Source organism: Leuconostoc sp. DB-1 (genome assembly GCF_013414845.1).
GTDB lineage: Bacteria > Bacillota > Bacilli > Lactobacillales > Lactobacillaceae > Leuconostoc > Leuconostoc mesenteroides.
The window spans coordinates 1,150,467-1,176,903 of the sequence record NZ_JABFNJ010000001.1 but is presented as its reverse complement, the minus strand read 5'-3'; the positions used below and the strand labels follow the sequence as shown (position 1 = coordinate 1,176,903).

27 protein-coding genes are annotated in these 26,437 nt (G+C 35.3%); all 27 read left to right on the top strand.

The features are described 5' to 3' along the window. The first annotated feature begins 49 nt into the window (after positions 1–49). The 27 genes from map to HFP47_RS10690 all read left to right on the top strand — a co-directional run bounded on the left by map (position 50) and on the right by HFP47_RS10690 (position 26,357). Positions 50–838 (top strand): type I methionyl aminopeptidase, encoded by a 789-nt coding sequence (map, locus tag HFP47_RS05725; RefSeq protein ID WP_061515008.1) that lies wholly within the window; start codon positions 50–52, stop codon positions 836–838. A 101-nt stretch (positions 839–939) separates the two neighbouring features. Beyond that, positions 940–1,710: a tyrosine-protein phosphatase gene (locus HFP47_RS05720; protein WP_011680125.1), complete on the top strand. Its 771-nt coding sequence runs from the start codon at positions 940–942 to the stop codon at positions 1,708–1,710. 22 nt (positions 1,711–1,732) lie between these two features. Then, positions 1,733–2,626 carry a YveK family protein gene (locus tag HFP47_RS05715; protein ID WP_179876199.1) on the top strand — a complete coding sequence of 298 codons (894 nt, stop codon included), beginning with the start codon at positions 1,733–1,735 and terminating at the stop codon, positions 2,624–2,626. 18 nt (positions 2,627–2,644) lie between these two features. Beyond that, entirely contained in the window at positions 2,645–3,418 is a 774-nt protein-coding gene (locus HFP47_RS05710; protein ID WP_179876198.1) for a CpsD/CapB family tyrosine-protein kinase, read from the top strand. Between the two features lie 34 nt (positions 3,419–3,452). After that, complete coding sequence (locus HFP47_RS05705) at positions 3,453–4,058, top strand: sugar transferase (RefSeq protein ID WP_014324943.1); 606 nt, start codon at positions 3,453–3,455, stop codon at positions 4,056–4,058. Between the two features lies 1 nt (position 4,059). Then, positions 4,060–5,277 carry a beta 1-4 rhamnosyltransferase Cps2T gene (gene cps2T, locus HFP47_RS05700; RefSeq protein ID WP_179876197.1) on the top strand — a complete coding sequence of 406 codons (1,218 nt, stop codon included), beginning with the start codon at positions 4,060–4,062 and terminating at the stop codon, positions 5,275–5,277. Continuing rightward, the gene (locus tag HFP47_RS05695; RefSeq protein ID WP_179876196.1) at positions 5,231–6,070 is read left to right on the top strand and encodes a phosphorylcholine transferase LicD; all 840 of its coding nucleotides are present in this window, start codon (positions 5,231–5,233) and stop codon (positions 6,068–6,070) included. The genes cps2T and HFP47_RS05695 overlap by 47 nt, the downstream gene beginning before the upstream one ends. Next, positions 6,067–6,486, top strand: coding sequence for a glycerol-3-phosphate cytidylyltransferase (gene tagD / locus HFP47_RS05690; RefSeq protein ID WP_014947515.1), 420 nt, complete (start codon positions 6,067–6,069; stop codon positions 6,484–6,486). The genes HFP47_RS05695 and tagD overlap by 4 nt, the downstream gene beginning before the upstream one ends. Positions 6,487–7,196: 710 nt before the next feature. Then, positions 7,197–8,138, top strand: coding sequence for a capsular polysaccharide synthesis protein (locus HFP47_RS05685; protein WP_179876195.1), 942 nt, complete (start codon positions 7,197–7,199; stop codon positions 8,136–8,138). Positions 8,139–8,190: 52 nt separating this feature from the next. Then, positions 8,191–9,204, top strand: coding sequence for an EpsG family protein (locus HFP47_RS05680; protein ID WP_174249272.1), 1,014 nt, complete (start codon positions 8,191–8,193; stop codon positions 9,202–9,204). A gap of 14 nt (positions 9,205–9,218) precedes the next feature. Further along, a complete protein-coding gene (locus HFP47_RS05675; protein ID WP_014947518.1) occupies positions 9,219–10,202 on the top strand; it encodes a glycosyltransferase family 2 protein in 984 nt (327 codons plus the stop codon). Continuing rightward, positions 10,195–11,286 carry a polysaccharide pyruvyl transferase family protein gene (locus HFP47_RS05670; protein ID WP_014947519.1) on the top strand — a complete coding sequence of 364 codons (1,092 nt, stop codon included), beginning with the start codon at positions 10,195–10,197 and terminating at the stop codon, positions 11,284–11,286. Before HFP47_RS05675 ends, HFP47_RS05670 begins: the two co-directional genes overlap by 8 nt. Before the next feature lie 38 nt (positions 11,287–11,324). Further along, complete coding sequence (locus HFP47_RS05665) at positions 11,325–12,845, top strand: lipid II flippase MurJ (protein ID WP_179876194.1); 1,521 nt, start codon at positions 11,325–11,327, stop codon at positions 12,843–12,845. Between the two features lie 523 nt (positions 12,846–13,368). After that, entirely contained in the window at positions 13,369–14,520 is a 1,152-nt protein-coding gene (locus tag HFP47_RS05660) for a glycosyltransferase family 2 protein (RefSeq protein WP_179876193.1), read from the top strand. A gap of 56 nt (positions 14,521–14,576) precedes the next feature. Next, on the top strand, positions 14,577–15,452 hold the full coding sequence (rfbA, locus tag HFP47_RS05655; RefSeq protein WP_014947522.1) for a glucose-1-phosphate thymidylyltransferase RfbA: 876 nt from the start codon (positions 14,577–14,579) through the stop codon (positions 15,450–15,452). A gap of 9 nt (positions 15,453–15,461) precedes the next feature. Further along, positions 15,462–16,055, top strand: a complete 594-nt coding sequence (locus HFP47_RS05650; protein WP_014947523.1) for a dTDP-4-dehydrorhamnose 3,5-epimerase family protein — start codon at positions 15,462–15,464, stop codon at positions 16,053–16,055. A 13-nt stretch (positions 16,056–16,068) separates the two neighbouring features. Beyond that, complete coding sequence (gene rfbB / locus HFP47_RS05645) at positions 16,069–17,106, top strand: dTDP-glucose 4,6-dehydratase (RefSeq protein WP_179876192.1); 1,038 nt, start codon at positions 16,069–16,071, stop codon at positions 17,104–17,106. A 48-nt stretch (positions 17,107–17,154) separates the two neighbouring features. After that, positions 17,155–17,994 carry a dTDP-4-dehydrorhamnose reductase gene (gene rfbD, locus HFP47_RS05640; RefSeq protein WP_179876191.1) on the top strand — a complete coding sequence of 280 codons (840 nt, stop codon included), beginning with the start codon at positions 17,155–17,157 and terminating at the stop codon, positions 17,992–17,994. A gap of 384 nt (positions 17,995–18,378) precedes the next feature. Next, a complete protein-coding gene (locus tag HFP47_RS05635) occupies positions 18,379–19,911 on the top strand; it encodes a hypothetical protein (protein WP_179876190.1) in 1,533 nt (510 codons plus the stop codon). A gap of 8 nt (positions 19,912–19,919) precedes the next feature. After that, positions 19,920–20,318, top strand: a complete 399-nt coding sequence (locus HFP47_RS05630; protein WP_179876189.1) for a hypothetical protein — start codon at positions 19,920–19,922, stop codon at positions 20,316–20,318. Continuing rightward, positions 20,311–21,087: a WxL domain-containing protein gene (locus HFP47_RS05625; protein WP_129870216.1), complete on the top strand. Its 777-nt coding sequence runs from the start codon at positions 20,311–20,313 to the stop codon at positions 21,085–21,087. The genes HFP47_RS05630 and HFP47_RS05625 overlap by 8 nt, the downstream gene beginning before the upstream one ends. Positions 21,088–21,116: 29 nt before the next feature. Further along, positions 21,117–22,166: a DUF916 and DUF3324 domain-containing protein gene (locus tag HFP47_RS05620; RefSeq protein WP_179876188.1), complete on the top strand. Its 1,050-nt coding sequence runs from the start codon at positions 21,117–21,119 to the stop codon at positions 22,164–22,166. A gap of 304 nt (positions 22,167–22,470) precedes the next feature. Then, on the top strand, positions 22,471–23,295 hold the full coding sequence (locus HFP47_RS05615; protein WP_257229727.1) for a hypothetical protein: 825 nt from the start codon (positions 22,471–22,473) through the stop codon (positions 23,293–23,295). Between the two features lie 66 nt (positions 23,296–23,361). Continuing rightward, complete coding sequence (locus tag HFP47_RS05610; protein ID WP_218925558.1) at positions 23,362–23,907, top strand: hypothetical protein; 546 nt, start codon at positions 23,362–23,364, stop codon at positions 23,905–23,907. A 45-nt stretch (positions 23,908–23,952) separates the two neighbouring features. After that, positions 23,953–25,266: a GH25 family lysozyme gene (locus HFP47_RS05605; RefSeq protein ID WP_102753645.1), complete on the top strand. Its 1,314-nt coding sequence runs from the start codon at positions 23,953–23,955 to the stop codon at positions 25,264–25,266. A 60-nt stretch (positions 25,267–25,326) separates the two neighbouring features. Beyond that, entirely contained in the window at positions 25,327–25,887 is a 561-nt protein-coding gene (locus HFP47_RS10695; RefSeq protein ID WP_257229726.1) for an acyltransferase, read from the top strand. Between the two features lie 26 nt (positions 25,888–25,913). After that, on the top strand, positions 25,914–26,357 hold the full coding sequence (locus tag HFP47_RS10690) for a hypothetical protein (protein ID WP_257229725.1): 444 nt from the start codon (positions 25,914–25,916) through the stop codon (positions 26,355–26,357). Positions 26,358–26,437: the final 80 nt, after the last annotated feature.

Here is a 26,437-nt window from a genome sequence, read left to right as displayed (position 1 = left end):
AACATTATATGTATAATGAAATAGATATTGAAAATGAAAGAAGTAACTAATGATACAGTTAAAATCACCTAGAGAAATTGAAGCTATGCGACAATCTGGTGCTATCATCGCTGGTATGCACCATATGTTGCGTGATCTCATTGAACCAGGTATTGATACATGGGAAATTGAAACAAAGTCACGGGAGTATATCGAAAGCCATGGTGGCGTGCCTTTGCAGATTGGTTTTGAAGGATTCAAGTATGCTACGACTATCAGCATAAATGATGAGGTGGCGCATGGTTTGCCACGCAAGGGACTAAAGCTGAAGAGCGGTGATTTGGTGAAGGTTGACACAGTGGTTGGCTTGAATGGCGCCGTATCTGATTCAGCGTGGTCTTATGCTGTTGGCGAGGTAACACCAGAGGTTCAAAAACTGATGGATGTAACCAAAAAAGCGATGTATTTGGGTATTGATCAAGCGATTATTGGGAATCGTGTTGGTGATATTGGAAATGCCATTGAGCAGTACACTGAAGTTGAACACCATTACGGGGATGTGCGTGAATATATCGGGCACGGTGTTGGACCAACAATGCATGAAGAGCCAAATGTACCGCACTATGGTAAACCAGGTCACGGTGTGCGTTTGCGTGAGGGGATGGTCATTACCATCGAGCCAATGATTAACTTAGGGGGCTGGAAGGTTGAGACTGACCATACAGAAGCCGATGGGTGGACAGTAAGAACAGCAGACGGTTCATGGTCGGCACAATATGAACATACATTAGCAATTACAAAAGATGGTCCGAAGATTTTGACAAGTCAGGATCCGGAGTATGATAAACGTTACTCATAATTGTCATTTTTATGTAATGTTTTGTATGCTACAGTTTAATAATGGGGACAGGGGATTTTGCTCTTTTTGCGAGCAGTCCCTTTTTATTATGGGAGAAAAATATGCTGATAGATTTACATAGTCACTTATTACCAAACATAGATGATGGGTCCAAGTCTCTGCGAGCTTCTATACGTATGGCCAAGGAAGCTGTAGATAGTGGGATTAAAGCTGCGTTAATGACGCCTCATCATATGAATGGCCATTACGTGAACCATAAAGATGATGTCATCAGACTAACATCAGAATTCCAAAAGCACCTAGATAATAATGACATTGGACTCCAAGTATTTCCTTCGCAGGAGGTACGTATCAATGGTGGCTTATTGCAGGCTTTGGATGATGATGATATTTTGTTTGCTGATGAAAGTAACCGCTATCTTCTACTGGAGTTTCCAGATGATGATGTTCCTACATATAGTAAAGATATGATTTTTCAAATCATGCAACGTGGTATTACTGTAGAAATTGCTCACCCTGAGCGAAATACTAAAATAATGTCTACACCAAGTATTTTGTTTGATTTGATTGAAGCGGGTGCGGTGGCACAAGTAACAGCAAGTTCCTATGTAGGTACCTTTGGTAAAAAAGTTGAAAAATTTGCCGAAGAAATTATTAAGCATAACTTGGCTCATGTTTTTGTTTCTGATGCGCATGACTTACCAAATCGTGATTACGAGATGGTTGAGGCCATGGCAAAATTAGAGAAACAAATGGGACGGGACTATCAAGAATTGTTTGAGACTAATGCTGAAGCAATACTTGATGGTGATAATGTCACAAACTTGGTTCCAGAACCAATCGTTAAACGTAAGTTTTTTAGTAAATTTTAGAGAATAGAGAGATTAATGAACTATGAATAATGTTCTTGAACTACGTCAATTATGGCAGATTATTCGAAAACACTTCTTTTCAATTGTTGTGATGGCAATCATTGGTGCAGCTGCTGGGTTTGGCATTGCTAAGTTTGTCATTGCACCTACCTATAGTGCATCAACAAGTATGTTGGTTAACCGATCTGCTGATGACACGAGTACCGCAACTGCTAACTTGTCTGATCAACAGGCCGACGTGCAGCTGATTAATACATATAAGAATTTGATTATTTCTAGCAATGTTCTAGGAGCAGTATCAAAAGAATTAAAAAATCCAGAACCGATTGTTGTACAAGAAGCCCAAGATGCCGAGTACAAAACACTCGCTGATGGTACACAACGCCTAGTAACACCAGCAAAAAAGAGAATTACAAAACCTTCAACGAAGACAAAATACAATCTAAATGTTGAAGAACTAAAAAGCATGATTTCAATCAGTAGCCAGCAAAATTCGCAAGTATTTTCAATTGACGTTAAATCAAAGGATTCTAAGCTAGCTGCTGATGTGGCTAATGAGGTTGCCGATGTGTTTAAAGATAAAATTGGTGGCTTTATGAAAATTAATAACGTCTCGATTGTTGATGCAGCGAAAGCTAATAAACAACCGGTTGCACCAAATGTTAAGCTGTTTACTTTGGCTGGTTTTGTTGTACTTGGTGGATTAACATTCTTGTATATGCTTGTTAAGGAATTATCTGACACAACGATTAAGTCACCGGATGAGATTTCAGAAGCATTTGGCATGACGAATCTTGGTATTATTGGTCATGTTAAGCCAATTAAGCACTTCAGTATGTCACCAAAGGTGGAGATTGCTAAACCAGAGAGTCATAAAACACCACGGTCACGTTTGAGTCGCTTGGATCGCGATTAAAGAGATTAGGAGAGCAGAATGAGTTTTTTTAATAAAGGACGAGCTGTTGGTAAAGATGGTCTGTCTGTTGAGACAATGACCAAAGGCGCTCGCTTAATTACCGCAGCAGAACCAAAAAATCCTGTGTCAGAGCAATTCCGTACCTTACGTACGAATATCGAATTCGCCTCAGTAGCGAAAGGTGAAATCAAAACTTTATTGATTTCTTCAGCATTACCTTCGGAAGGTAAGTCAACAGTGACTGCTAACCTAGCTGTTGCCTATGCACAACAAGGAAAAAAAGTATTATTAGTTGATTCTGACCTACGCCGTCCTACGGTGGCTGTGACATTTGGATTAAATAAAAATGCCAGCGGGTTAACGAATTATCTTGGTGATTCAGAGAAAGAGGTTGGATCAATTATTCACCGCACGTCCATGGACAACCTTAACGTCATGCCTTCAGGACCAATACCACCTAACCCAGCGGAGCTCTTGGGATCAGGTCGTATGACGAACTTAATTACTCAGCTAAAAACACACTACGATATGATTATTTTTGATGTTCCGCCATTCTTGATGGTCACGGATGCACAAGTGTTGATGTCAAAAATGGACGGTGTGGCCATTGTTGTTAATGGTGGTAAAACGACTAAGGGTGCTTTACAGCGAACACACGAAATTTTAAAAATTGCTGAAGCACCAGTACTTGGATTTATTTATAACGATCAGAGTCGTAAGAAGAAAGGGAGTGCTGGTTATGGTTATGGCTATGGCTACGGCTATAGTTATGGGGAAACCAAGACTAAGTAACTTAAGTTAGTTATAGGGTGGAGGAGAGAATAGATTGAGAGTTCAAAATATATTAATTCGAATATTGGATATCATTGGGTCATTGCTTGGATTACTTGTTTCAGTAGTCCCTGTTATTTTGATTGCTATTCAAGTTAAAAAGGATGGTGGCCCCATTTTTTTTAAGCAAGAACGAATTGGCAAATGTGGTAAACCATTCATGATGTGGAAAATCCGTTCAATGATCACTAATGCGGAGGAAATCCGTCAGAACTTGCTAGAACAAAGTGACGTGGATGGTATGTTTAAAATGAAGGAAGATCCACGAGTAACAAAGATAGGAAAATTCATTCGTAGACATTCGTTGGATGAATTACCTCAATTTTGGAACGTATTAAAAGGGGATATGTCTTTGGTCGGCCCACGTCCAGCACTTCGGGAAGAAGTTGAAAATTATCCCAAACGGGCAATGCTTAGGCTTAATGTTAAGCCAGGTATTACTGGGTTATGGCAGGTCAATGGTCGAAGCAATGTCGATTTTGATACGATGATTGACTTGGATTTAAAGTATATTGCTAATCGAAGTCTTTGGGGAGATATTGTGATTTTGTGTAAAACAGTTCTATTGATATTCCCAAGCGAAAAGAATGGAGCTTATTAAAATGCAGCATATTTATATTATTGGTTCTAAAGGCATACCGGCTAGATATGGTGGCTATGAAACGTTTGTTGAGAAATTAACTGCGGGCCAAAAATCACCTGACATTAAATATCATGTAGCTTCTCGCCGAGATAATACCGAGCTAAGTCAAGAAAACGATGTCTTTGAATACAATGGTGCGGAGATTTTTTCAATTGATGTTCCTAACATTGGTCCAGCACAAGCGATAGCATACGATATAAAAGCACTCCAGTGGGCAATTAAAAATGCTAAAGATATTGAAGCGGAGGCTCCAATATTTTATATTTTAGCGGCACGCATTGGACCTTTCATGGGGAAGTATGTCAAGCAAATTCACGCGCTTGGCGGTACATATTTAATTAATCCAGACGGACACGAATGGAAACGCGCTAAATGGCCGCTACCAGTTAGAAAGTATTGGAAAGTATCTGAAAAAGGCATGGTTAAACATGCTGATTTAGTGGTGTGTGATAATCGTAAAATAGAAGAATATATTCAAGATGAGTATGGTGCATTCAAACCTGCTACAACTTTCATAGCTTATGGTACCGATACTACGCCTTCGTCGTTGAGCAGAAATGATGCCACTGTTGAAAACTGGTTTCATGAAAAAAACATACAAGAAAATAATTATTATTTAATTGTTGGTCGTTTTGTACCAGAGAATAATTATGAAACAATGATTCGTGAATTTATGAAGTCTGATTCTCAAAGAGATTTGGCGATTGTCACTAACGTTGAAAAAAATAAGTTCTATCAGAAGTTACTACAAACAACCGCCTTTAATCAAGATGAGCGTATCAAGTTTGTTGGTACGGTGTATGACCAACCATTACTTCGCTACATTCGAGAAAATGCATTTGCTTATATTCATGGACACGAAGTCGGCGGAACAAACCCTAGCCTTTTGGAATCATTGTCGAGTACACAGCTTAATTTACTTGTTGATGTTGGTTTTAATCGAGATGTTGCCCATGATGCCGCTATTTATTGGACAAAAGAAGATGGGCAATTATCAAACGGCATAAACATGGCAGATCAATATTCTGTTAAACAATTAACAGAGAATGATGAGAAAGCCAAAAAAATTATTTTCAATGAATATACATGGGAAAAGATAATTAATTTATATGAGAGGCAGTTTTTAAACAATGGAATTTCACCCTTCGGAGAGTTTGAGTCAGCTACAAAAAATTGATACGGAAATGTTAAGAGACATAGTTGATATATTTGATAAACATGATATTCGTTATTTTTTAATCGCCGGATCTTTATTGGGCGCAGTTCGGCATAAGGGTTTTATTCCATGGGATGACGATTTGGATATAGGTGTACCACGACCCGATTATGAAAAATTTATGGATCATAAAGACGAGTGGCTAACAGATCATTATATGGCCAAAAATTTCCAATCGGATTCTAATTATAAATACTACATCACGAGAGTTTACGATAAAAGGGTAAAGGTTAGAGAATTACGTGGAAGAGATACAGCGGCCACTTTTGCATCACTGGATTTGTTCCCAATCGATGGTACGCCAAACAATATTTTGTTACGGAAATTGTTTATTAACAAAGTGTTATTTTACCGTATGTTAGCTTCGTTGGCTAATTTTAATAACATTGATCAGCACCGGAGCAGGGGCCACTTAGAGAAAAAATTTATATCTATCATGGGATTTCTTAACACTGAAAAATGGTTAAATAAAAATAAAATTTATAACCACATTGATAAGTTGTTAAGAAGACAGAATTATGCGGACAGTTTGTATGTTGGTTCACTTATGGGTGCCTACAGGAAGAAAGAAATATTTGATAAATCATTTATTGGCAGCCGATCGCAATATCGATTTGCCGATTTCAATGTATATGGGCCTGAAAACTATGACGGTTACTTGAAACATATGTATGGTAACTATATGGAGTTGCCAACCATAGAACAAATTAAAGAAAAACAACATTTTGAGATAATAATGGAGAAGCGAAAATGAAAAGAATCATAACTTATGGCACATTTGATATGTTGCATTATGGACATATTAATTTGTTGAAGCGTGCTCGCGAAATGGGTGATTATTTGGTAGTGGCTTTGTCAACTGATGAGTTTAATTGGAACTCAAAGCAAAAGAAAACATACTTTAGCTTTGAAAAACGTAAGCAATTATTAGAAGCCATAAGATATGTTGATCTTGTTATCCCTGAAGAGTCTTGGGATCAAAAAATTACAGATGTGTCTACTTATGATATTGATATGTTAGTTATGGGGGACGATTGGCAGGGAAAGTTCGATTTTATATCTGATCAGACCAATACAAATGTTTTATATTTAAAACGAACACCAGAAATATCAACAACACAGATAAAAGCAGACCTTAAAAAGAACAATAGAACATTTGATAAAAAATAGATAGAAAATTTTTTTGTTATCGCGCAGCTATTAATCGTACATCAGTATTTAAATTAATACGACATATTTTGAGTATGTTGTCGAATATGTAATAGTTAAAAAATTAGATGGTAGACCAGGAAGTATAAAATATTCTTGTCTGTATATAATTAATGCTAACTTCTTGGTGTATGTTTTTTATCATTACAGACAGATATTGTGAGTAAAACACGGTTATGCTCAATTTTAAAAAAATTTTACTTCCAAGATATCATCTCGTATCCGAGTATATTTAAAACTGTGGACTTTGAAAGAGATGGAAATTGCTATTATGTAGGGGATATGTAAATATAAACTACTGCAAATTTTTATATTTAGTTTTTGAAGACAAAGAATAGTAACTGAATGCCTCATTCAATCTTTGTTACTTAGGATTATATCAAAGGCCAATTATACTTGAGAATAGTAATCATTTTTAATTAACTAACTAACTAACTAACTAACTAACTAACTTGCACTAGTTTTGTGTTGAAACTTTTTTAGAAATGAAAATACAGTTACAAATTCATCTATGAAGTTATTTTATAATAATTAAAAAGCATACAATACGAAGCAAGGCAGTGAAGGTTAATTTTACATGAAGTATGAAAAAATGTAACAAAGTGTCAAATTTAGTATGTAATTTCACAAATTAAAATATGCTGTTTGTTCAGTTGGATTTGAGGTAATCTATGAGTGAGTTAAAAAAAGCAATCAGAAAATTTGGTAAAGGAGCATTGATCCGAGGATATATACGTACGCACACTTTGTGGTATATATTCCTTTCTTTTTTAATAAATGGCAGCAGTAAACAAGGACTTGAGTTGGTCAGACTTGGACAGCAATTGAAAGTTAAAAAATTATTATATAAGAGATACAAAGGTATTATAAATAATCCAATTATCGAAAATAATATTCAGCAAAAGTCTAATTATGTTTGGATATGTTGGTTTCAAGGGATCGAACAAGCACCTGATATTGTAAAAGTGTGTGTTGAGTCAATAGTAGAGTCTTTTACAGAGCGAGAAGTAATATTAGTTACCAAAAATAATATAGCAAACTACGTGGAAATCCCGGATTACATGGTTAACAAATGGCATGACAGGAAAATAACAGATACACATTTTTCTGATATTCTACGGGCTGAGTTGCTCACGAAACATGGAGGCATCTGGATAGATGCGACAGTGTTCGTTTCTCACAAGGATTATTTATTTGAAAAAGTCGTTGATAACAGTGATTTATTCTTTTTTCAGAAGTTAAAACCAGGTGGTGATGGGAATGCAATCATTATGTCCAGTTGGTTTATAAGTTGCAAAAAAAATAATCCTATATTAACGAGAACTAGAGACTTGCTTCGCGAATATTGGAAAAAAAATGATAAACTTTTGGATTATTTTTTATTCCATTTCTTTTTGCAACTTGTATTAGATAAAAATAAATTATATTATGATGCTATTCCAAAGTATGACAGTGGTGTCTCTCATATACTTCTTTCTCGCTTGAATGACACATATTGTCGAGAAGAATTTGAGAATATCTGTGACAGAGTATCAATTAATAAACTATCATACAAAAATATTGACACAAATAAAGACGATACTTTCTATGCACATTTTATAGAAATGCGATAGGTAATTTTACATGATATATTTATACGTTTTTGTTTATATGCTTGTAGTAAGTATGCTATTTGATGCATTTTTTTTCACAAATAACTTGGAAGCTAAAAATAGCGTAAAAAGAATTAATTTATCAATTCTTTTTATCCCACCACTACTATTGGCTTCACTGAGAATGAATGTTGGTACCGACTATACCGTTTATTTAACTGAAAAAATTCCTGGTGTTCTGAATAATTGGAATGTCGGTATCGAGCCATTATATAGAATTGTAATAAGATTAGGTGCTCTTCTTGGAAATTACCAAATAATTTTTGCAGTAACTCATTTAATTATTTTATATTTTGTTGCAGAAGCCATTTTAAAAAATAGAGAGAGCATATCTGTAAGCATTATTGCATTATGGGGAACAGGTTTTTTTAATTATTCTCTAAATATAATGAGACAAGCAATAGTTATGGCAATTTTTTTGTATGCTGTACAGTTTATCGACAGCAATAAAAAGAAGTATATTATTTTGATTATTATTGCTTGTTTTTTCCATACAAGTGCTGTTATATATTTAGCATATTTCTTTGTAAGGAATATCAAAGTGCACGCTGCAATTTCATTAATATTACTCGGGGTTGTGTGGACCATGAAAGATGTAGTACGAAGTGTTTTGATTATCTTGGTTAACCACATTGGGAAGTATTCGCAGTATTTTGGTAGTATTTTAGATACGAATAAAAATGGATGGGCGTTTTTAATTATTAATTTAGTAATTTATGTGCTTTTCCTACTAGTATTGGTAACTTCGAAAAGTGATAGTATACTGAATAGATATGTTTTCATTCAGTATATTGCAACGTTTATCACAGTTCTATCCAGCGTAATTCCTAACTATGAGAGATTGATGTATCTATTTATGGCGGTCCAAATAATTTCACTTCCCTATCTAATAAGAAAAATAAATAATTGGGGTTATAGAATACTATTTATTGTAATAATTGTTTTGCTTTACTTATTACTGTTTTACAGGCTATTCATTTTATCCAACATAGGTGATACATTTCCGTATACATCGATTTTTAATTAAGGAGACAATATATTTTGAAGTTCTCAGTCATAATGCCTGTTTATAATGTTAAAAAGTATCTAGACAGAAGTATACTGTCTGTATTAAACCAATCTTTCAAAGACATTGAGTTTATTATTATCAATGACGGTTCAACAGATGGAAGTCATGAAACTATTGACAGCTACTTAAAAAAAGACAAAAGGATAAAGTATATACACCAAGCTAATAAAGGTGTGTCGACAGCAAGAAATATAGCATTGTCCATGGCACTTGGTGACTATGTTTATTTTATTGATGCAGATGATTATATTGATAAAAATCTTTTGCTAGATATGGTTAGTCAAATTGATAAGTTTAATCCCGATATTATCTTTTTTGGGTATGAGATGGATAGTGTTAGAAGTGGGAGGAAAATAGACAAGATTCCTTACGAAACATCTTATTTGAATAGGGCTGAGTTTGTTACGAATTTCGGCTTAATTGAAAATAGTGTTGATATAAATTCTTTATGGAACAAAGTATATAGCAACAGTTTCTTAAGTGAAATAGGGGCTGATTTTCCGGATATGTCAGTAGGAGAGGATGCCGTCTTTAATTATTATTGTTTACAAAATGTGCGTGATATTTCATTAGTTAAGGAAAAGTATTATTATTATTCATTTGAACGTCCCGGATCTGCTATCAATACAGTTAGTTTAGGACGCATGCGACAAAGGTTAAGAGTAATTAATGAGTATGAACATCTATGTAATGTGTTGAATATTAGAAGACAGGAAGTAATACTGCAGAAGAGAGTTAACTGTTTCTTCGGGGAAACCAAGACTACATTGTTCTCCAAAGATATTTTGATAGTTTTAAAAATAAAAAATTTAGCTAGGATCAAAACAGAGCTTATTAAGTACCACTTATTTAATTTTAATACCCTTTTTAAGGTAAGTGATTATAAGTCAAAAATCAAATTAATTTTTTGTTTGTTTGTTTTATCAATGATACCTTGGAGGAATCACAATGATTAAATGTTTTGTTTCGGGATATTGGAAAAGTAACTTAGGCGATGATTTATTTCTAAAAATAGTTTGTGAAAGATATCCACATGTGAAATTTTATACATTTTTGGACAAGAAAAATAGTGAACAGTTTAAACAATACAATAATTTAACAATCATATACAATAACTTTCTGTTTAGAATAGTAAACAAATTGATGAGAAAAATGGGAATGTTACAATTACAGGACATTCTTGGCCCTCTACTTGCTAAAAATTTTCTTGAAATAGGTGGATCAATATTTATGCAAGATAAAAGATGGCAATATAGGTTAAAACAAAGGAACTATGCTCGAAATCAATATAGTAAATACTTTATAATTGGCAGCAATTTTGGTCCATTTTATGATCAGGAATATGAAGAAAAGTATAAAGAACTTTTTGATAGTGTGGATGGTATTTCTTTTCGGGACAGTTATTCTTATAATCTTTTTGCAGAAAAAAATATGACTAAAGCAAGCGATGTTATATTTGGACTGTCAACTAGTGAATACAAACGTCAGAACAAAAAGAAGCAGGTGGTAATCTCTGTTGTTGACAATGATTCAAAGAACAAAGATACTAGTTTCAATTTACAAGACAAATATGAGAGCAAAATAATTACTACTATAAATAAACTTACTCAAGAAGGGTACGATGTCATCTTAATGTCGTTTTGTAAGTATGAGGGAGATACCGATGTTATTAATAGAATTTATTCACGACTAGGTAATAATAACCATGTCAAGACTTTTGAATATTTCCACGATATTGAATCTGCTCTTAAACTTATAGCAGATTCAGAAAAAGTGATTGCATCCAGATTTCATGCTTGTGTTTTAGGTCTCTTATTTGGTTGCAAAGTTTTACCTATAGCATATAGTGATAAGATGATGAATTTAATTCAAGATATTTACAAAGAAAAAAAATGGTTGTCAATAAAGGAATTTGTTAATAGTGATATAAATTCTGAAAATTTTATTTATCTGAGTGAAAACGCAGCTAAATTGATTGGCAGAGATGCAGAAAATCAATTTCAATTTCTAGATGGCTTTATGAAACAAATTGATTTTTAAATGAGTAGACTTGAGAAAAAAATTCAAAGGATTATGTAATGAAGAAAATAACTTTTAGTTTTCCTGCAGTAATTATGATTTCTCTGGGAATACAACTTTTTGGCCTCATTCGGAGTCTATTGCTTGCAAGAGATTTTGGAGCGTATTTCACATTAGATGCTTTTTATTTGGCTAATGTGTTTACAATCTCTATTTTTTCAATAATAAGTTCTGCTATAACAACTATAATAATTCCTGAATTAAATTCTGATAACGATGACAAGATCAAGAAAAAGTATATAACAAGTTATCTCACTACTATAACAGGAATATCTATAACGTTAAGTGTAGTGCTATTCATATTTTTGGCATTGGGTAGAAATATCGTAGCTCCGCAATTTAGTTCTGAGGTACAAGTTTTATTTGTTCTAATAACACTTCTACTTTTGATTAGTCAACAATTTAGAATTCAAGCTTCCTTCTCAGTGGCTTTTTTCCAAAATGAGGGACACTACATAATACCCAGATTTATGGATTTAATTCCAGCAAGTCTCCCTGTAATTTATTTATTATTTGTTCATAAAAGTAACATTATAGTCTTGTCTGTAATTACAGCCATATCGTATGTGATGGAAACGATAATTTTGAATAAAATTCAAAATAGAGTGAATTCCAACTATGCTCCAACTTTTAGTGTGATTTTTGATGACAAACTGAAAGAAATGTTAAAGAGAACCGTGCCGATTTTTTTGAGTTCTGCTATTTTTCAGGTGCAAATATTGATTTCAAACTACTTTGCGGGAACTTTTGGACAAGGTTATATCACATTATTATCGAATACTAACCAAATTATGGGGATATTTCAATCATTATTTATACTTAATTTGGTGAACATGATATATCCACGACTGGTTCGTGAAATTCGAGAAAATTTGGGTATAGGTTTAAAAAAGATGGTCAATTATATCACTGTGACAAATTTGATTGTTATTATACTGGTATGGGGATACATTGCCGTTGGGCATGATTTGGTACAGCTATTGTTTGTCCGAGGCAAGTTTACATTATCAAATGCTGAAATAGTATACAACTTTAGTTTAATCTTAGGGATTGCGCTGCCATTTACTGTTATTAGAGATTATCATTATCGCTTATACTATTCTTTGGGAAATACTAAAAAGCCAATGATCAATTCCATTCAAACTGTGGTTTTTAATTTAATTACTTTAATTATTGGTTCATTTGTTCTTCATAGTTACATTATAGTAGTTGCTCCAGCTTTGGGTACATTATGGTCCTGCATAAATATTGTTATTAAAGCTAGAAATGATAAAATGAGAACTAACATATGGAAGATAGTAAACAGGTACATTCTGTGTAATATATTTGGGTTTAGTATGTATATACTTATAACTAAAATTAATTTTAGTTCTACTAACTTGATACTGAATATTACAGTTAACACACTAATTGGTGCAGTATATGTAGTAGGTATTTTAGGCACATGCGTATTGCTTAAAAAAAGTTGGAGAGCAGTAAAAATAGTAGTGTCTAATAAAGTGAAAACTTATTTTGACTGAGTATCAAGATAATTACTTTAATTAGAGACAGATAATTTGTGACTCTTATTAACATATGGGGTACATGTGTTCGTGCATTTAGATTACAAATATGTTTGCAAAAAGACTCTTTTCCATCTTAAGCTATTTCGTATTTTAGTCTTATACTTGATAACTTGAAAACTAATTGATTGAATTTTTGTGGGGTAAGAAAAATGGAGAGCTACTTTACGTGATAAATGTTGCACTTGTGAATGTCAGTGAATATTCTTTTTTGTAATCCATATGTAATAGTCTGTAGGTTACTTAATAGCTATACTTTAAATATAGAGAATAACAGTTAAAATGAAAGTACAGCAAATATTTTGGTGAATTGTAATTTGTTATATATTCCAACTGTAAAAAAATTTCAGTATCGTAAATATTATTTTGTTGAATAATATTTTGATTTATTAGATATAATAATCGTCTGTTTGCTGAAGTATATGGCTAAATATTAATTGACTTACTTGTCGGCAATTTCAAAATTTGGGAGAGACTGAGAATGAATCAAGATGAATTTAAAGTATCAGTTGTTATAGCACACTACAATGCTGGAAATTATATTCGAAAAGCGCTCGACTCTCTGGTCAGACAGACAATGAATCAAGATGATTTTGAGGTAATTATTGTTGACGACAAGAGTACCAAGCCATTAGATATTATTCAGGAATATGCGAGTCAACTTAAGCACTTGCGAATAATCATCGAAGATCAGAATCATGGTTATCCCAGTATTCCAAGAAATCATGGAATAGCAAAAGCACGTGGGACATTCATCATGCTGATGGATCAAGACGACAATTTGGCGGATGACACCTTGTTGACTTTTGTTGAATTTGCTGGCGATGATTCTGATGTCATTATTGGCAAATACGCCGAAGGCAAAATGTACAATGGCACACAGGTTCCCTTTAAGAACGACACGAATATTAAAGACGCGAGCATTATAACGGATCATATTCTCAGTACGTTAGCACCACATAAGATGTATCGACGGGCGATGTTAAATCAATATGATGTTAGGTTCCCTGACAGTAGTTATATTCCAGTCGAAGAAGATCAAGTTTTCAACATGAAAGCCTACTCTGTTTCGAGAAAGATTTCCATCTTAGCAGATAAAGATTACTATTATTGGAACCAACGAGAAGACTTTGGTAATCTCGGCAAGAGTTCAAGTTATACCTACAATGAACCTTGGAAATACCTCAACATTTTATCAGAGGTATACAATATTATTGAGGCGTCTCCTAATTGGTCTTTGGCACAGCAATCTAAGCTCAAGGCAATGTATATTGGCCGACTATTTAATAGCTCATATACAACTGTGTTAGAGATTATTAAGCTTCAGAAAAATGAACAAGAGAGAGGAACGCTAATTGCTGGTTTGAGAAAAATCATCAATGAGCGTATGGATTCACAAAGTATTAGCGAAGTTCGCCAAGAATCAAGATGGATGGTTCTGGGAATTAAGTATGGTATGAACGATGAGGAATTATCGAACTTAGAGACAGAATTGTTTTCAGGCGAGAAATCATTAGCGCAGAATATACAATGCATTAATGGTGAGACCGTGAAAAAACTGTCAATCCATGGACAAATATGTGCAATTCCAGTTGACTTTCTAAAGAAAGAAAAGACGTTTGGTTCGAACTAAGTTAATCAACACCATTCTTTGATGTAAAATGCGCTAGCATATATAAGGAGAGAAAAATGAAAGGCATTATCCTAGCTGGAGGCTCTGGCACGAGACTTTATCCAATTACTAAGGCAACAAGTAAGCAGTTGGTACCAATTTATGACAAGCCAATGATTTATTATCCATTGTCTGTTCTGATGTTAGCTGGTATTAAGGATATTTTACTAATTTCAACGCCTGAATACGTTGGACGCTTTGAAGAACTATTTGGTAATGGTCATGAAATTGGTCTGAATATCGAATATGCGATTCAAGAAGAGCCTCGGGGTTTGGCTGATGCGTTCATTGTTGGCGCTGACTTTATCGGTGATGACGCTGTGGCTCTGGTGCTAGGTGACAATATTTTCTATGGCGCAGGGTTATCAGAGAAGTTACAAGAAGCTGCTCTGAAAACATCTGGTGCTACAGTGTTCGGTTATCAAGTTAAGGATCCGGAACGATTTGGTGTGGTTGAATTTGACAAGGATGGTAAAGCTTTGTCCATTGTTGAGAAACCAAAACAACCAAAGTCCAATTACGCCGTAACCGGTCTTTATTTCTATGACAATGATGTCGTGGAAATCGCGGCTAACGTTAAACCGTCAGAGCGTGGTGAAATTGAAATTTCTGATATTAATCAAGCTTACTTAGAGCGTGGCGATTTGGATGTTCAAGTCATGGGACGTGGCTATGCTTGGCTTGACACTGGGACACACGATTCACTTCTCGAAGCTTCTTCCTTCATTGCAACGATTCAAAAACAACAAAACTTAAAAGTTGCTTCATTAGAAGAAATTGCTTACCGTATGGGGTATATTGATATTGCGCAATTAGAAAAGTTGGCACAACCATTGAAAAAGAATGATTACGGTCAATATTTGCTTAGAATTGTTGATGAAGAAGGGGAATAAGGTGTTTAGATGACTGAAGAATTTTTTGAGAAAAAATTGGCAGCACAACCAATTGCAGCTATTCCGGGGATGATTGCCTTTGATATTCCCGTGCACGGTGATAATCGTGGTTGGTTTAAGGAAAACTTCCAAAAAGAAAAGATGTTACCCCTTGGTTTTCCAGAATCCTTTTTTAAAGAAGATAAGTTACAAAACAATGTGTCTTTATCACGAAAGGGTGTGCTCCGTGGCCTGCATGCTGAGCCATGGGATAAGTACATTTCTGTGGCTGATAATGGTCGTGTGTTGGGCTCTTGGGTTGACCTACGCGAAGGTGATTCATTTGGACATGTCTACCAAACGGTTATTGATGCTAGTAAGGGCATTTATGTACCACGTGGTGTTGCTAATGGATTCCAAGTATTGAGTGAAACAGTATCGTACTCATACTTGGTCAATGACTACTGGGCACTAGATTTAAAGCCAAAGTATGCCTTTGTGAATTACGCAGATCCTGCTTTGGGCATTGAATGGCATGATGTCGAAAATGCTGAAGTAAGTGAAGCAGACAAAAATCATCCTTTGTTAAAAGATGTCGTGCCACTAACAAAAGAGCAATTGTAATAGGAGAACATTCATGACTGAATATAAGAATATTTTAGTAACGGGCGGTGCCGGCTTCATCGGGGCGAACTTTGTCCGTTACATTGTCGAAGAACATCCTGATGTTTTTGTGACAGTTTTAGATAAATTAACTTATGCTGGTAACAAGGAAAACTTGGCAGGTTTGCCAGAAGACCGTGTGAAATTAGTGGTTGGTGACATTGCTGATGCGCCACTGGTTGATCAATTGGTCTCTGAAACAGATGCCGTGATCCACTATGCCGCTGAGAGTCATAACGATAATTCATTAAAAGACCCATCCCCATTTGTGCAGACAAACATTATTGGTACATATACCTTAATTGAAGCAGCACGCAAGTATAACAAGCGTTTTCACCATGTATCAACTGACGAAGTTTATGGCGACTTGCCATTGCGTGAAGATTTACCAGGACATGGTGAAGGTGCCGGTGAAAAGTTCACACCAGAATCACAATACCGTCCCTCAAGCCCTTATTCATCAACAAAGGCTAGTTCTGATTTGTTAGTTCGTGCTTGGGTACGTTCGTTTGGCTTGCAAGCTACTATCTCGAACACATCAAACAACTACGGCCCATACCAACACATTGAAAAGTTCATCCCTCGTCAGGTGACGAATATTATCAGTGGGATTAAGCCAAAGTTGTATGGGAACGGTAAAAACGTCCGTGATTGGATTCATACGTACGACCATGCGACAGCAGTTTGGGCAATTTTGACTAAGGGAAAAATTGGCGAAACTTACTTGGTTGGTGCTGATGGTGAAAAAGACAACATCACAGTATTACGCGCTATTTTGAAAGATATGGGTAAAGCTGAAGATGACTTCGACTTTGTTCAAGACCGTTCAGGCCACGATTTACGTTATGCAATTGATGCTACAAAAATTCGCGAAGAGTTGGGTTGGACACCAAAGTATACTGATTTTAAAACTGGCTTAGCCGATACCATTCAGTGGTACAAAGATAACCAAGCTTGGTGGCAGGCTGAAAAAGATGAAGTTGAAGCCAAGTACGCACAGAATAATCAATAAAGTTAAAACTCACGCATGTGAGTTTTTTGTCTATGAGGGAGAATTGGAATGAAATTTTTAATTACAGGTGCTAAGGGTCAATTAGGGCAAGAATTACAAAAGTTATTGCGCGAACGTGGACTAGATTTTGTCGCTTTTGATTCAAAACAGCTCGACATTACGAACAGCGCAGCTGTGTTATCAGCATTTGAACAAGAGCAACCGGATGTTGTTTTGCACGCGGCGGCGTACACAAAAGTTGATCTAGCCGAAGACGACGGGCGCGAGTTAAACTGGCAGGTTAACGTTGATGGGACAAAAAATGTTGCCGATGCTGCTAAGTTATACGAGGCGAAGCTGGTAGCCGTGTCAACAGATTATGTTTTTGATGGCACCAACGAGGGCGAATACCTCGAATCAGATGCGGTTAACCCACAAAATTCCTACGGGCGAGCTAAACTAGCCGGTGAATTGGCTGTTACTGAAAGTGGCGCTGATGCCTACATTGTTCGCACAAGTTGGGTATTTGGCGAGTTTGGTAATAACTTCGTTTACACCATGCAACGCTTGGCAGCCACGCACCCCAAGTTGACAATTGTGAATGATCAACTGGGACGGCCAACTTGGACACGTACTTTGGCTGAGTTTATGCTTCATTTGGTAGAGGTTAAGGCGGCTTACGGTATCTACCATTTGTCTAGTGACGACATTGCCACATGGTTTGACTTTGCTCGGGAAATTTTGAAAGATACATACGTTGAAGTTGCCCCAGTGACTAGCGCAGAATTCCCACAAAAAGCTTACCGACCAAAGCATTCAGTGATGAGTTTGGAGAAAGCTAAGGCGACAGGATTTGAGATTAGTACTTGGCGCGAGGCGCTGGGGGAGTTTTTGGCAGGGATAGAGTAGTAGTAGTTAAATTCATGCTGATGAGATAAAAATATAGTTTGGAAAGAAGCCTTATCTTATATGGAGTAAGGTTTTTTGTTTGCTATTTTACTTGTGAAAATAATATTTAATAACATACATTTTACAATAAGTCAAGCAAAACGACTCGAAATACGTCGGGTTGAAATTGTCATTCGTTCTAATTTAATATGCAAGTACTTACTTGTATTAAAGCTATTGATACAAAATATTCTAAACAAAAATCGTTAAGATAGTAATTAACTAAAGTATAAATATTATTGTGAATTAATAAACGATTATAAAAAAACATATTTCTGTTGTTTTGATTTCACATTGTAACTGGTACAATGATAAGCGTTTGAGTGTATTAGAAAGGAGGAATTCATGTTAAAAAAAGCACTATTACCTCTATTGGGAATGTTAACTGTAGCGATTGTGAGTGCATGGTATATTAATTTTTCACCTCAACGAACGTCAGTATCAACCACATATCAATACAAGAAACCATCAAGTACATATCAATTTCAAAGACTTGCAGAAGACAATACTAGAGTCACTTTGCCAGCAGCAGGTCACTGGCAAGATGATTTTTCAGAATTAACGAATACTGTATTGGGATTATCTGGTCAATTCAATATTTTTTCAAAAACAATGGACCTTGATGATCGACCAATAGAAGGTAATTTTGCTACACAAGACATGATTAGAAAAGGTGGTAGTTCAGCTGGTCATAAGGGGATTTCCTATCTTCAAAGAAGCATACAGTCTAATAATGATCAGGCAACATTTAATAACGATACTTTAATTTTAGGCTCGTCTTTTAAATATTTACAGCCAACAGCAACCGATGGACGATCAACAATCAACGGCTTAAAATTAAACCAAACACCAAAAGTATTACGGCAAGATACTGATAATAATGAATATTTGGATATAGATACAGAACTCGCGAGGCTATCATCTGTATCAAAAATAATCGCCAACCACTCCAAAAACAATAATGCCACTGTTGAAAACAAATGGGGTGGTACGATAACAATTGATGCGAGTCATATTCCATCGGAAGATAATGTCAAGTATTTAACTGTTAAAGCAAGTGATTTTCCTGGCTATTCTTTGTCAATTAAGGGAATATCTGATGTGGAGAAGGTCGTTATTACAATCGATACTTCCGGTGTGAACAATTTTTCAACAGGTAGCATGGCTTTTGATTCGGTTTCGAAAAGCAAAAATATCATGTTTAATTTTTATAATATAGATTCTGAAACTAATTATACAGGTAATGTTGATTGGCAGAGCAATAATAAAGAAACAGGTAATGCCATATTATCGCCTGAAGGCATTGTCACACTGTCTGGTATTGGTACGTTTAATGGTAACATTGTTGCACATAAATACGTAGGAAATAACACTTTTCCAACAAGTAGTACTTTTCCAGATTTGGAACTGCCAATTGATAGAAACAATGATGTGTCACCAAAGTTAATCTCTGCTCCAGATGTAGATTTTGGTTCTCACAAGATGAATAGTGAAACAAGTTTGATTGGTAATTGGAAAGGTAACTGTCAAGTCAGTGGTGAAAAAAGTAAAGAAATAAAAATTAACGTTGAATTGGCTAAACAGTTCACATCAGAAAATGGATCATTCGCTAATGATGTTAGTTGGCAGTTAGTGAAGAGGGATTACAGCTCGGGCAGCTTAACAACGTCTTTACAAGACTTTACAACAACATCGGCACGTATTAATTATTGGCCCTGGCAAGATGATGGGACTGGTAATTTATTGTCTGATTGGAGCTATAACAAAGAAAAGAAACAATATAGTTTCTACGATATGCAAGTATCTAATTTAGACACAATAACAGAAATAGGTAATTATACCGCAACACTGAGATGGACATTGGTTGATAGTCCATGAGAGTCTACATGAAACAAAAAAAGATTCTGTTGTGTGTCTTATCCAGCTACGTAATTGCTAGTTCTATGACTGTTTGTTCGGCCAATGTGTTGGGATCTGAAATTGAATCTCACGCGCAAATAAGTTTTCAAATGCCTGACTATATACCTGTTGAGCAACAGCCAACAAACAAGATGAAATCAAATCAAGGTACGTTAGTGAATGCGCCAGTTGCCAGTAGTAAATACGACCGTCAGTTTGGTTATGTCTCAACTCGAAAGGATGTGATACCGGTCATTACACGACTACCAAGTGTAGCTGTAACACATAGGCAATCATTATCATACATATTATGCAGTGTTATCATCATTACGATGGTGATTATTTCAGAGAATAAGAGAACAGAAAAAGGGAAGAATTATGATTAACAAGAAAATTTTAGGTTTAGCAGGATTGGCAAGTTTGGGATTAGCAACAACAGCACCCGCTTTGGTACATGCAGATGATACATCAAAAGTTAGTCTTCAATCAAATGCACAAGTATCTTTTATAAAAGATGAAACTACTAAGCCAGTATTAAATCCTTTAAACCCGGTGAATGCTGATGGTGGTCAAAATTCTGTTACACCAATTGACAATGTGACAAAAGACAAACCACAAGCAGGTACCTCAGGATTACTAACCATTGATTTTGCGTCATCGTTTAACTTTGGAACGAACATCATTATTTCATCAGCTAAGCAAACGTATTATGCAAGCGCCCAATCATATTCTAATAAGGGAACGATGACAACGGGACCAAATTTTGCACAGGTAACTGATAACCGTTCGGGAGATAAGCATACAGGATGGAAACTTCAAGTGAAGCAAGATGGTGACTTTACTGCTGTTACTGATTCGAGTTCAAAGTTAACTGGAGCTACTATCAGTATTAGTAATGGAAAAGCAGTGAATGGTAATGGTTCAGACAAGGTCATTAATACTGTTGACACTAATAGCATTACAATAGGTAGGGAAAATACAACGGTTATGAGCGCTGATGATGGAGAAGGAATTGGTACTTGGATATATTCTATGGGAAACCAAAATACTGCTGATAAAAGTGTTTCATTAACAGTTCCTGCGTCTTCAAAAATCAAGGAAGATACTTATAAAACAACTCTAACATGGACATTATCTGATACAGCTGTAGAATAATGGTTAACTTTTTCAAGAGGACATTATATATGATAGTTAAAAAAATTTACGGATTTTCATTGGCAGTATTCATAGCATTGTTTTCTTTTTTTGTATTTAATAACACAGCAATTGCTGCTGAAATGAATTTTTCGGTAAACACCGCTATTCCTGATAATCAAATTGATAAGTCAAAGACATATTTCAATCTGAAAATGAATTCAGATCAACAGCAAGATATTATGGTTACGTTGAAAAATGATACAAAAAAAGATATCACTGTTGAAGTTGGCGTCAATACTGCCAAAACAAATTCCAATGGGGCTGTCGAATATGGTAAATCCAGTATAAAAAATGACAGCTCTTTGAAATATGACATTTCAAATATTGTCAAGGGTCCGTCAAGTGTTGTAATCCCCGCCAGCTCGTCTAAAAATGTTGCTTTCCATATTACTATGCCTAAAGAATCATTTGATGGTATATTACTCGGTGGTTTGACATTTCAACAAAAATCAAGCGAAGTAAATCAAGATAAAGCAAAAAACGGCACAACGGTTCAAAATGAATACTCATATGCGGTGGCTATCTTATTAAAGGAAACCGATAAAGTGGTTGATCCTAATCTTAATTTACTTCAAGTCAATCCTGGACAAATAAATTATCGCAATGTCATTAACGCCGAACTTCAAAATGATCAATCGGTCTTGATGTCTAAAGTATCAGTTGATGCCAAGATTTATTCTAAAAATGGTAAGAAACCAGTATACACATCGATTAAAAGTGATATGCAAATTGCGCCAAATAGTCATTTGACTTATCCTATTTCATTAAATGGTACGTCAATGAAGGCTGGTGACTATACGCTGAAAATGAAAGTTACAGCTACAGCTAATAAGCAAGTCAAAAAATGGACATTCACTAAAGATTTCACGATTAAATCAAAACAAGCACGAGATTTAAACAAATCAGATGTTGATGTAAAAGCAAATACTAATAATAGTAATTGGCTGTACATTGTGATAGGTGCTGCATTGTTAATCATAATCATTATTTTGATTGTCGTGATTATTTTACAGCGCAAGAAAAATTCTAATCAGTAACCAAAAAGCAGAAACGTCATTCGTTTCTGCTTTTTTTCAACTTTTAATTAGAATATTTTATTGGTACTATAATAAAAAGGACACGATGTAATCCGGTCACATTTAAGGAAATAGTGAGTGCAATGTTGAAACCAGCTAATTTAAGAAAAATTGCTTCAAATATAGAGTCTGAAAGCATCAAACACTATCTAAATCACTTAGGTGTGCTATCAATTCGTGAAAGAGAACTCCAAGGGATTGAGCGATTAGTGCGTCATTTTATTGATGAGCAGGTACCCTTAAATTTTTTTATATTGGTTACAGCATGCCAAAAATTAGTAAGGAGTTCGATTTATTAGCCTTTGATCAAAGGCATCGTGTAGTTAATATTGAGCTCAAAAGCCAAGCTGATTATGATGAAGAGAAGGTCAGAAAACAGTTAATCAACAATAAATACTATTTGTCACAAGTTGCTAAAGAAATTAAACTATTTACTTATAACTCAGATTCAGACATTATCTACACATTAACTGAACAAGATGAACTAGAGGCAACAGATATATCATCAACGCATTTATTTTTAGCATCAGAATTTTATCGGATACTGGCAACTTTCGATAGTATAGATATGGGCAATTTAGATAGCTTGTTTAAGGTCAATTTATATTTAGTTTCGCCGTTTCGAGAAACACATGCTTTTTTAGAGGGGGACTATCTTCTGAGTCAACAGCAACAAGTATTTCAGAACAATATTTTAACAATCAGTGAGTCAGGTTTCTATGCTGTTAATGTACCATCTGGGAATGGAAAAGCACTGATGCTGTACGATACTGTCAAAAAATTGAGCAAAAATAATACTGTCTTAATTGTGCACGTTGGTAAATTAAATGCTGCTCAATCTAGCTTGAGACGAAATTATGACTGGAAAATCATTCCAATTCGCCAGTTCATGAAGAAAATAAAGTCGAAGAAGTTACAAAACTTTGATTACATTTTTATTGATGAAGCGCAGAATCTATCTATTAAAAATATCAATTCTTTGGTTAACTATTTCGAAATGCAACCCACCAGGTTATTTTTAATTGGTGCTACCAGTTCAAATACCAAAAAAAATATTGATAATGACTACAGCTTTTTGACAATTGGGTAACAGCTGCCGTCAACCTATTGTAAATTAGCAGGCATTATGTCAAAATGAGTACTTAAGGTTAGAACATTGCTAATTGTTTTTTACTTATGGGAGAGAAGTGTTAATGAAAAAATATTTGGTATCATTGCCGCTGTCATTGTTGTTATTGTGGGGATAATAGCCTTAGGGCATCAAAATAATGATTCTTCGAAAACATCAAAATCGTCAACAACAGTTAAAGTATCGAAAAGTTCATCGAAGACTTCGAAAAGCAGTTCAGTTGAAAAATCATCTTCATCAAGTTCTTCATCTGTTAGTTCTTCCTCTGAGCAAACGACATCATCTAGTTCATCAGAAAACTCGTCAAGTTCAGAGTCGTCATCTTCAGATAGTTCATCATCTTCTAGTTCTGTAAGTTCTAATACAACGGATAGCCCAACCTATGATCCAAACAAAACCGTTCAAGGCGTTGAAGTGACATCAGAGATGATTGCTGAAACACGTAAGCAACTTATTGCGGCGGGATTACCAGCAGATCAATGGGCACCAAGCGATATCAAGAAAATTATCACTGAAGCTTCTCAACAAAACATGTCAGTTGTTGATTACGCAAAGGCTAATTTTCATAATTAAAAAAATTGCTGACATCGGTCAGTGTACATATGTGGGAGTGTGTAAATGAATAAAATAACTTTTTGGTCGAGCATCGCAGCGGTGAGCATTGCTGCTTCATTAGTAGCTGTTGGTCAGGCTCATGCAGCTGATGGTGTACCTGCTATCACAGCAGGTACTTCTGGCTTACCTAGAATGGATGTTGTGGATGTTTCCTCTAACAATGGAACTATTTCTGTAGCTGATTATAAGAAGATGCAGAATTATGGTGTTAAAGCCGTAATTGTTAAACTTTCAGAAGCCGATTCATATAAAAATCCATATGCTAAATCGCAGATTACTAATGCTAAAGAAGCTGGCCTACAAGTTGGCGCATATCATTATTCATGGTACGCTTCAAAAGCTGACGCGCAAGCTGAAGCAAAATATTTTACTAATTACGCAGCCTCATTAGAACTACCAAAAGATACGTTGATGGTTGATGATTTGGAAGAATCATACACAAAAAATAGCAGTGTAACTGCCAATGCAACAGCCTTTAACGCGCAAGTTAAAGCTGCTGGATATACAAATACTTCTACTTATACATACGTTTCTTATGTTAATGAAACGAACTTGAACTTTTCATATATAGGTAATAATCGGGTATGGATGGCACAATATCCATACCAGCCAAGCGCTAGTTCTTTATGGAATCAATCATATGGTATGTGGCAATGGAACAGTAATACTAGTTTTCCTGGCGTAAAAGGAACATTTGATGTTTCGATTGATTATCAAAACTTAATTTCGATTAACGCCAATGGCTACAATAATGGCATTTTCTATCAAAATGGGAAGCCGGCCAGCGGATATATTTACTCACCATCACAATCAACTGCCAATGGTGGTTATAACTGGTTTGAAAATGGCAAACCATACACTGGTTTCCGCTATTACATGGGCACTTATTATTGGTTTATCAATGGTGTACGTCAGAATGCCGGTTGGCGTGAAGCTTGGGGCATGAAGTATTACACTGATAATACTGGTCGTGCCTTACAGGGCATTCAAATTATTGATGGGCAAGCTTATGACTTTGGTACAAATGGCACCTATAATTTGAAGGGGATGGCTAGTGGATACTTGTACTCACCATCTTACTCAACTGCCAATGGTGGCTATAACTGGTTTGAAAACGGGAAACCATACACTGGCTTCCGCTATTATATGGGTACTTACTATTGGTTTGTGAACGGCGTTCGTCAAAATGAGGGTTGGCGACATGCATGGGGTTACACATACTGGACAGATAGCACGGGTCGTGCTGTTCAGGGACATCAAAAAATTGATGGTAAAGACTATTACTTTGGTGATAATGGCACATACTACATGCGCTAATTCATGAGGGCGAAAGCCTTTTTTATTGCGAAAAATTAAAAAAATATTGAGAGTAAAAATATGAAGCGTTATTATTACATGGATATTCTGACAATACTTGCTACGATAGCAGTTGTTTTCCTTCATACCTCAGAATATGCTTTTTCAAATCAAACTGGTGATTCGCACTGGATTATAGCGGTAATACTTCAAGTTACCTTTATTTGGGCAGTGCCAATCTTTTTTATGATGTCTGGTGCCCATTTGCTAGATTATCGCGAACGATATGATACAGTAACTTTTTTCAAAAAAAGAATGACCAAGGTTCTTGTGCCATTTATTTTTTGGTCATTTGTGTGGTATATCTTAAATCCATTTATATTTCATCAACCAACTGATTATCATATTGGTCAATTTATCGATGCGGTCATGCACAATAGTATCCAGCCGATATTTTGGTTCTTTTATTTCGTCATTGGTTTCTATATCAGTGCACCACTGTTAGCTAAAATTACGAATAAAGCTGATAAAACACTAGCCTTATATTTATTAGTAGTGAATATGGTCTTTGTCAATATCTTAAGTTACTACTATGAAGTTCGTTTACAAACAGATAATTTTTTCTACATGGCATACAAATAGGTGCTGCTGGTGGCGTTGGCTTTTTCGTGGTTGGTTGGTACTTAAAAAATACTGTTTTACACAAATGGCAAAAAAATATGCTATATGTGGCTGCCTTAGCATCAGTAGCCATCATGATTGCGTTGACAATTTACCTCTCCATCAAAAGAGGCAAATTTGCACGCGAAGTCTATGATATTTGGGGATTATTTGGATTTATACTCTCCATCGGCGTATTTGAATTTGTTAAAAGTCATTTGGCGACATATCAACCGAGTCCTAAAGTGCAACTTGCTTTGCAAAAAGTAGCCAGTACATCGCTTGGTGTGTATGTGATTCATGAATTCTTCATTTATTTTGCTGAGAGAAAGTTACATATTGCCGACAGTTCGCTGAAACACATGTTCATTTTGCCGATCATTGTATGGTTAGCATCAACTGCTCTCGTACTAATTATTCATAAAATTCCATTGCTAAATAAAATTGTATAGATTAAATAAAAAAGACGTATAAGGCGTCTTTTTTTATTTATGATATACGCTTAACAAACGAATGTAATACTATTGAAATG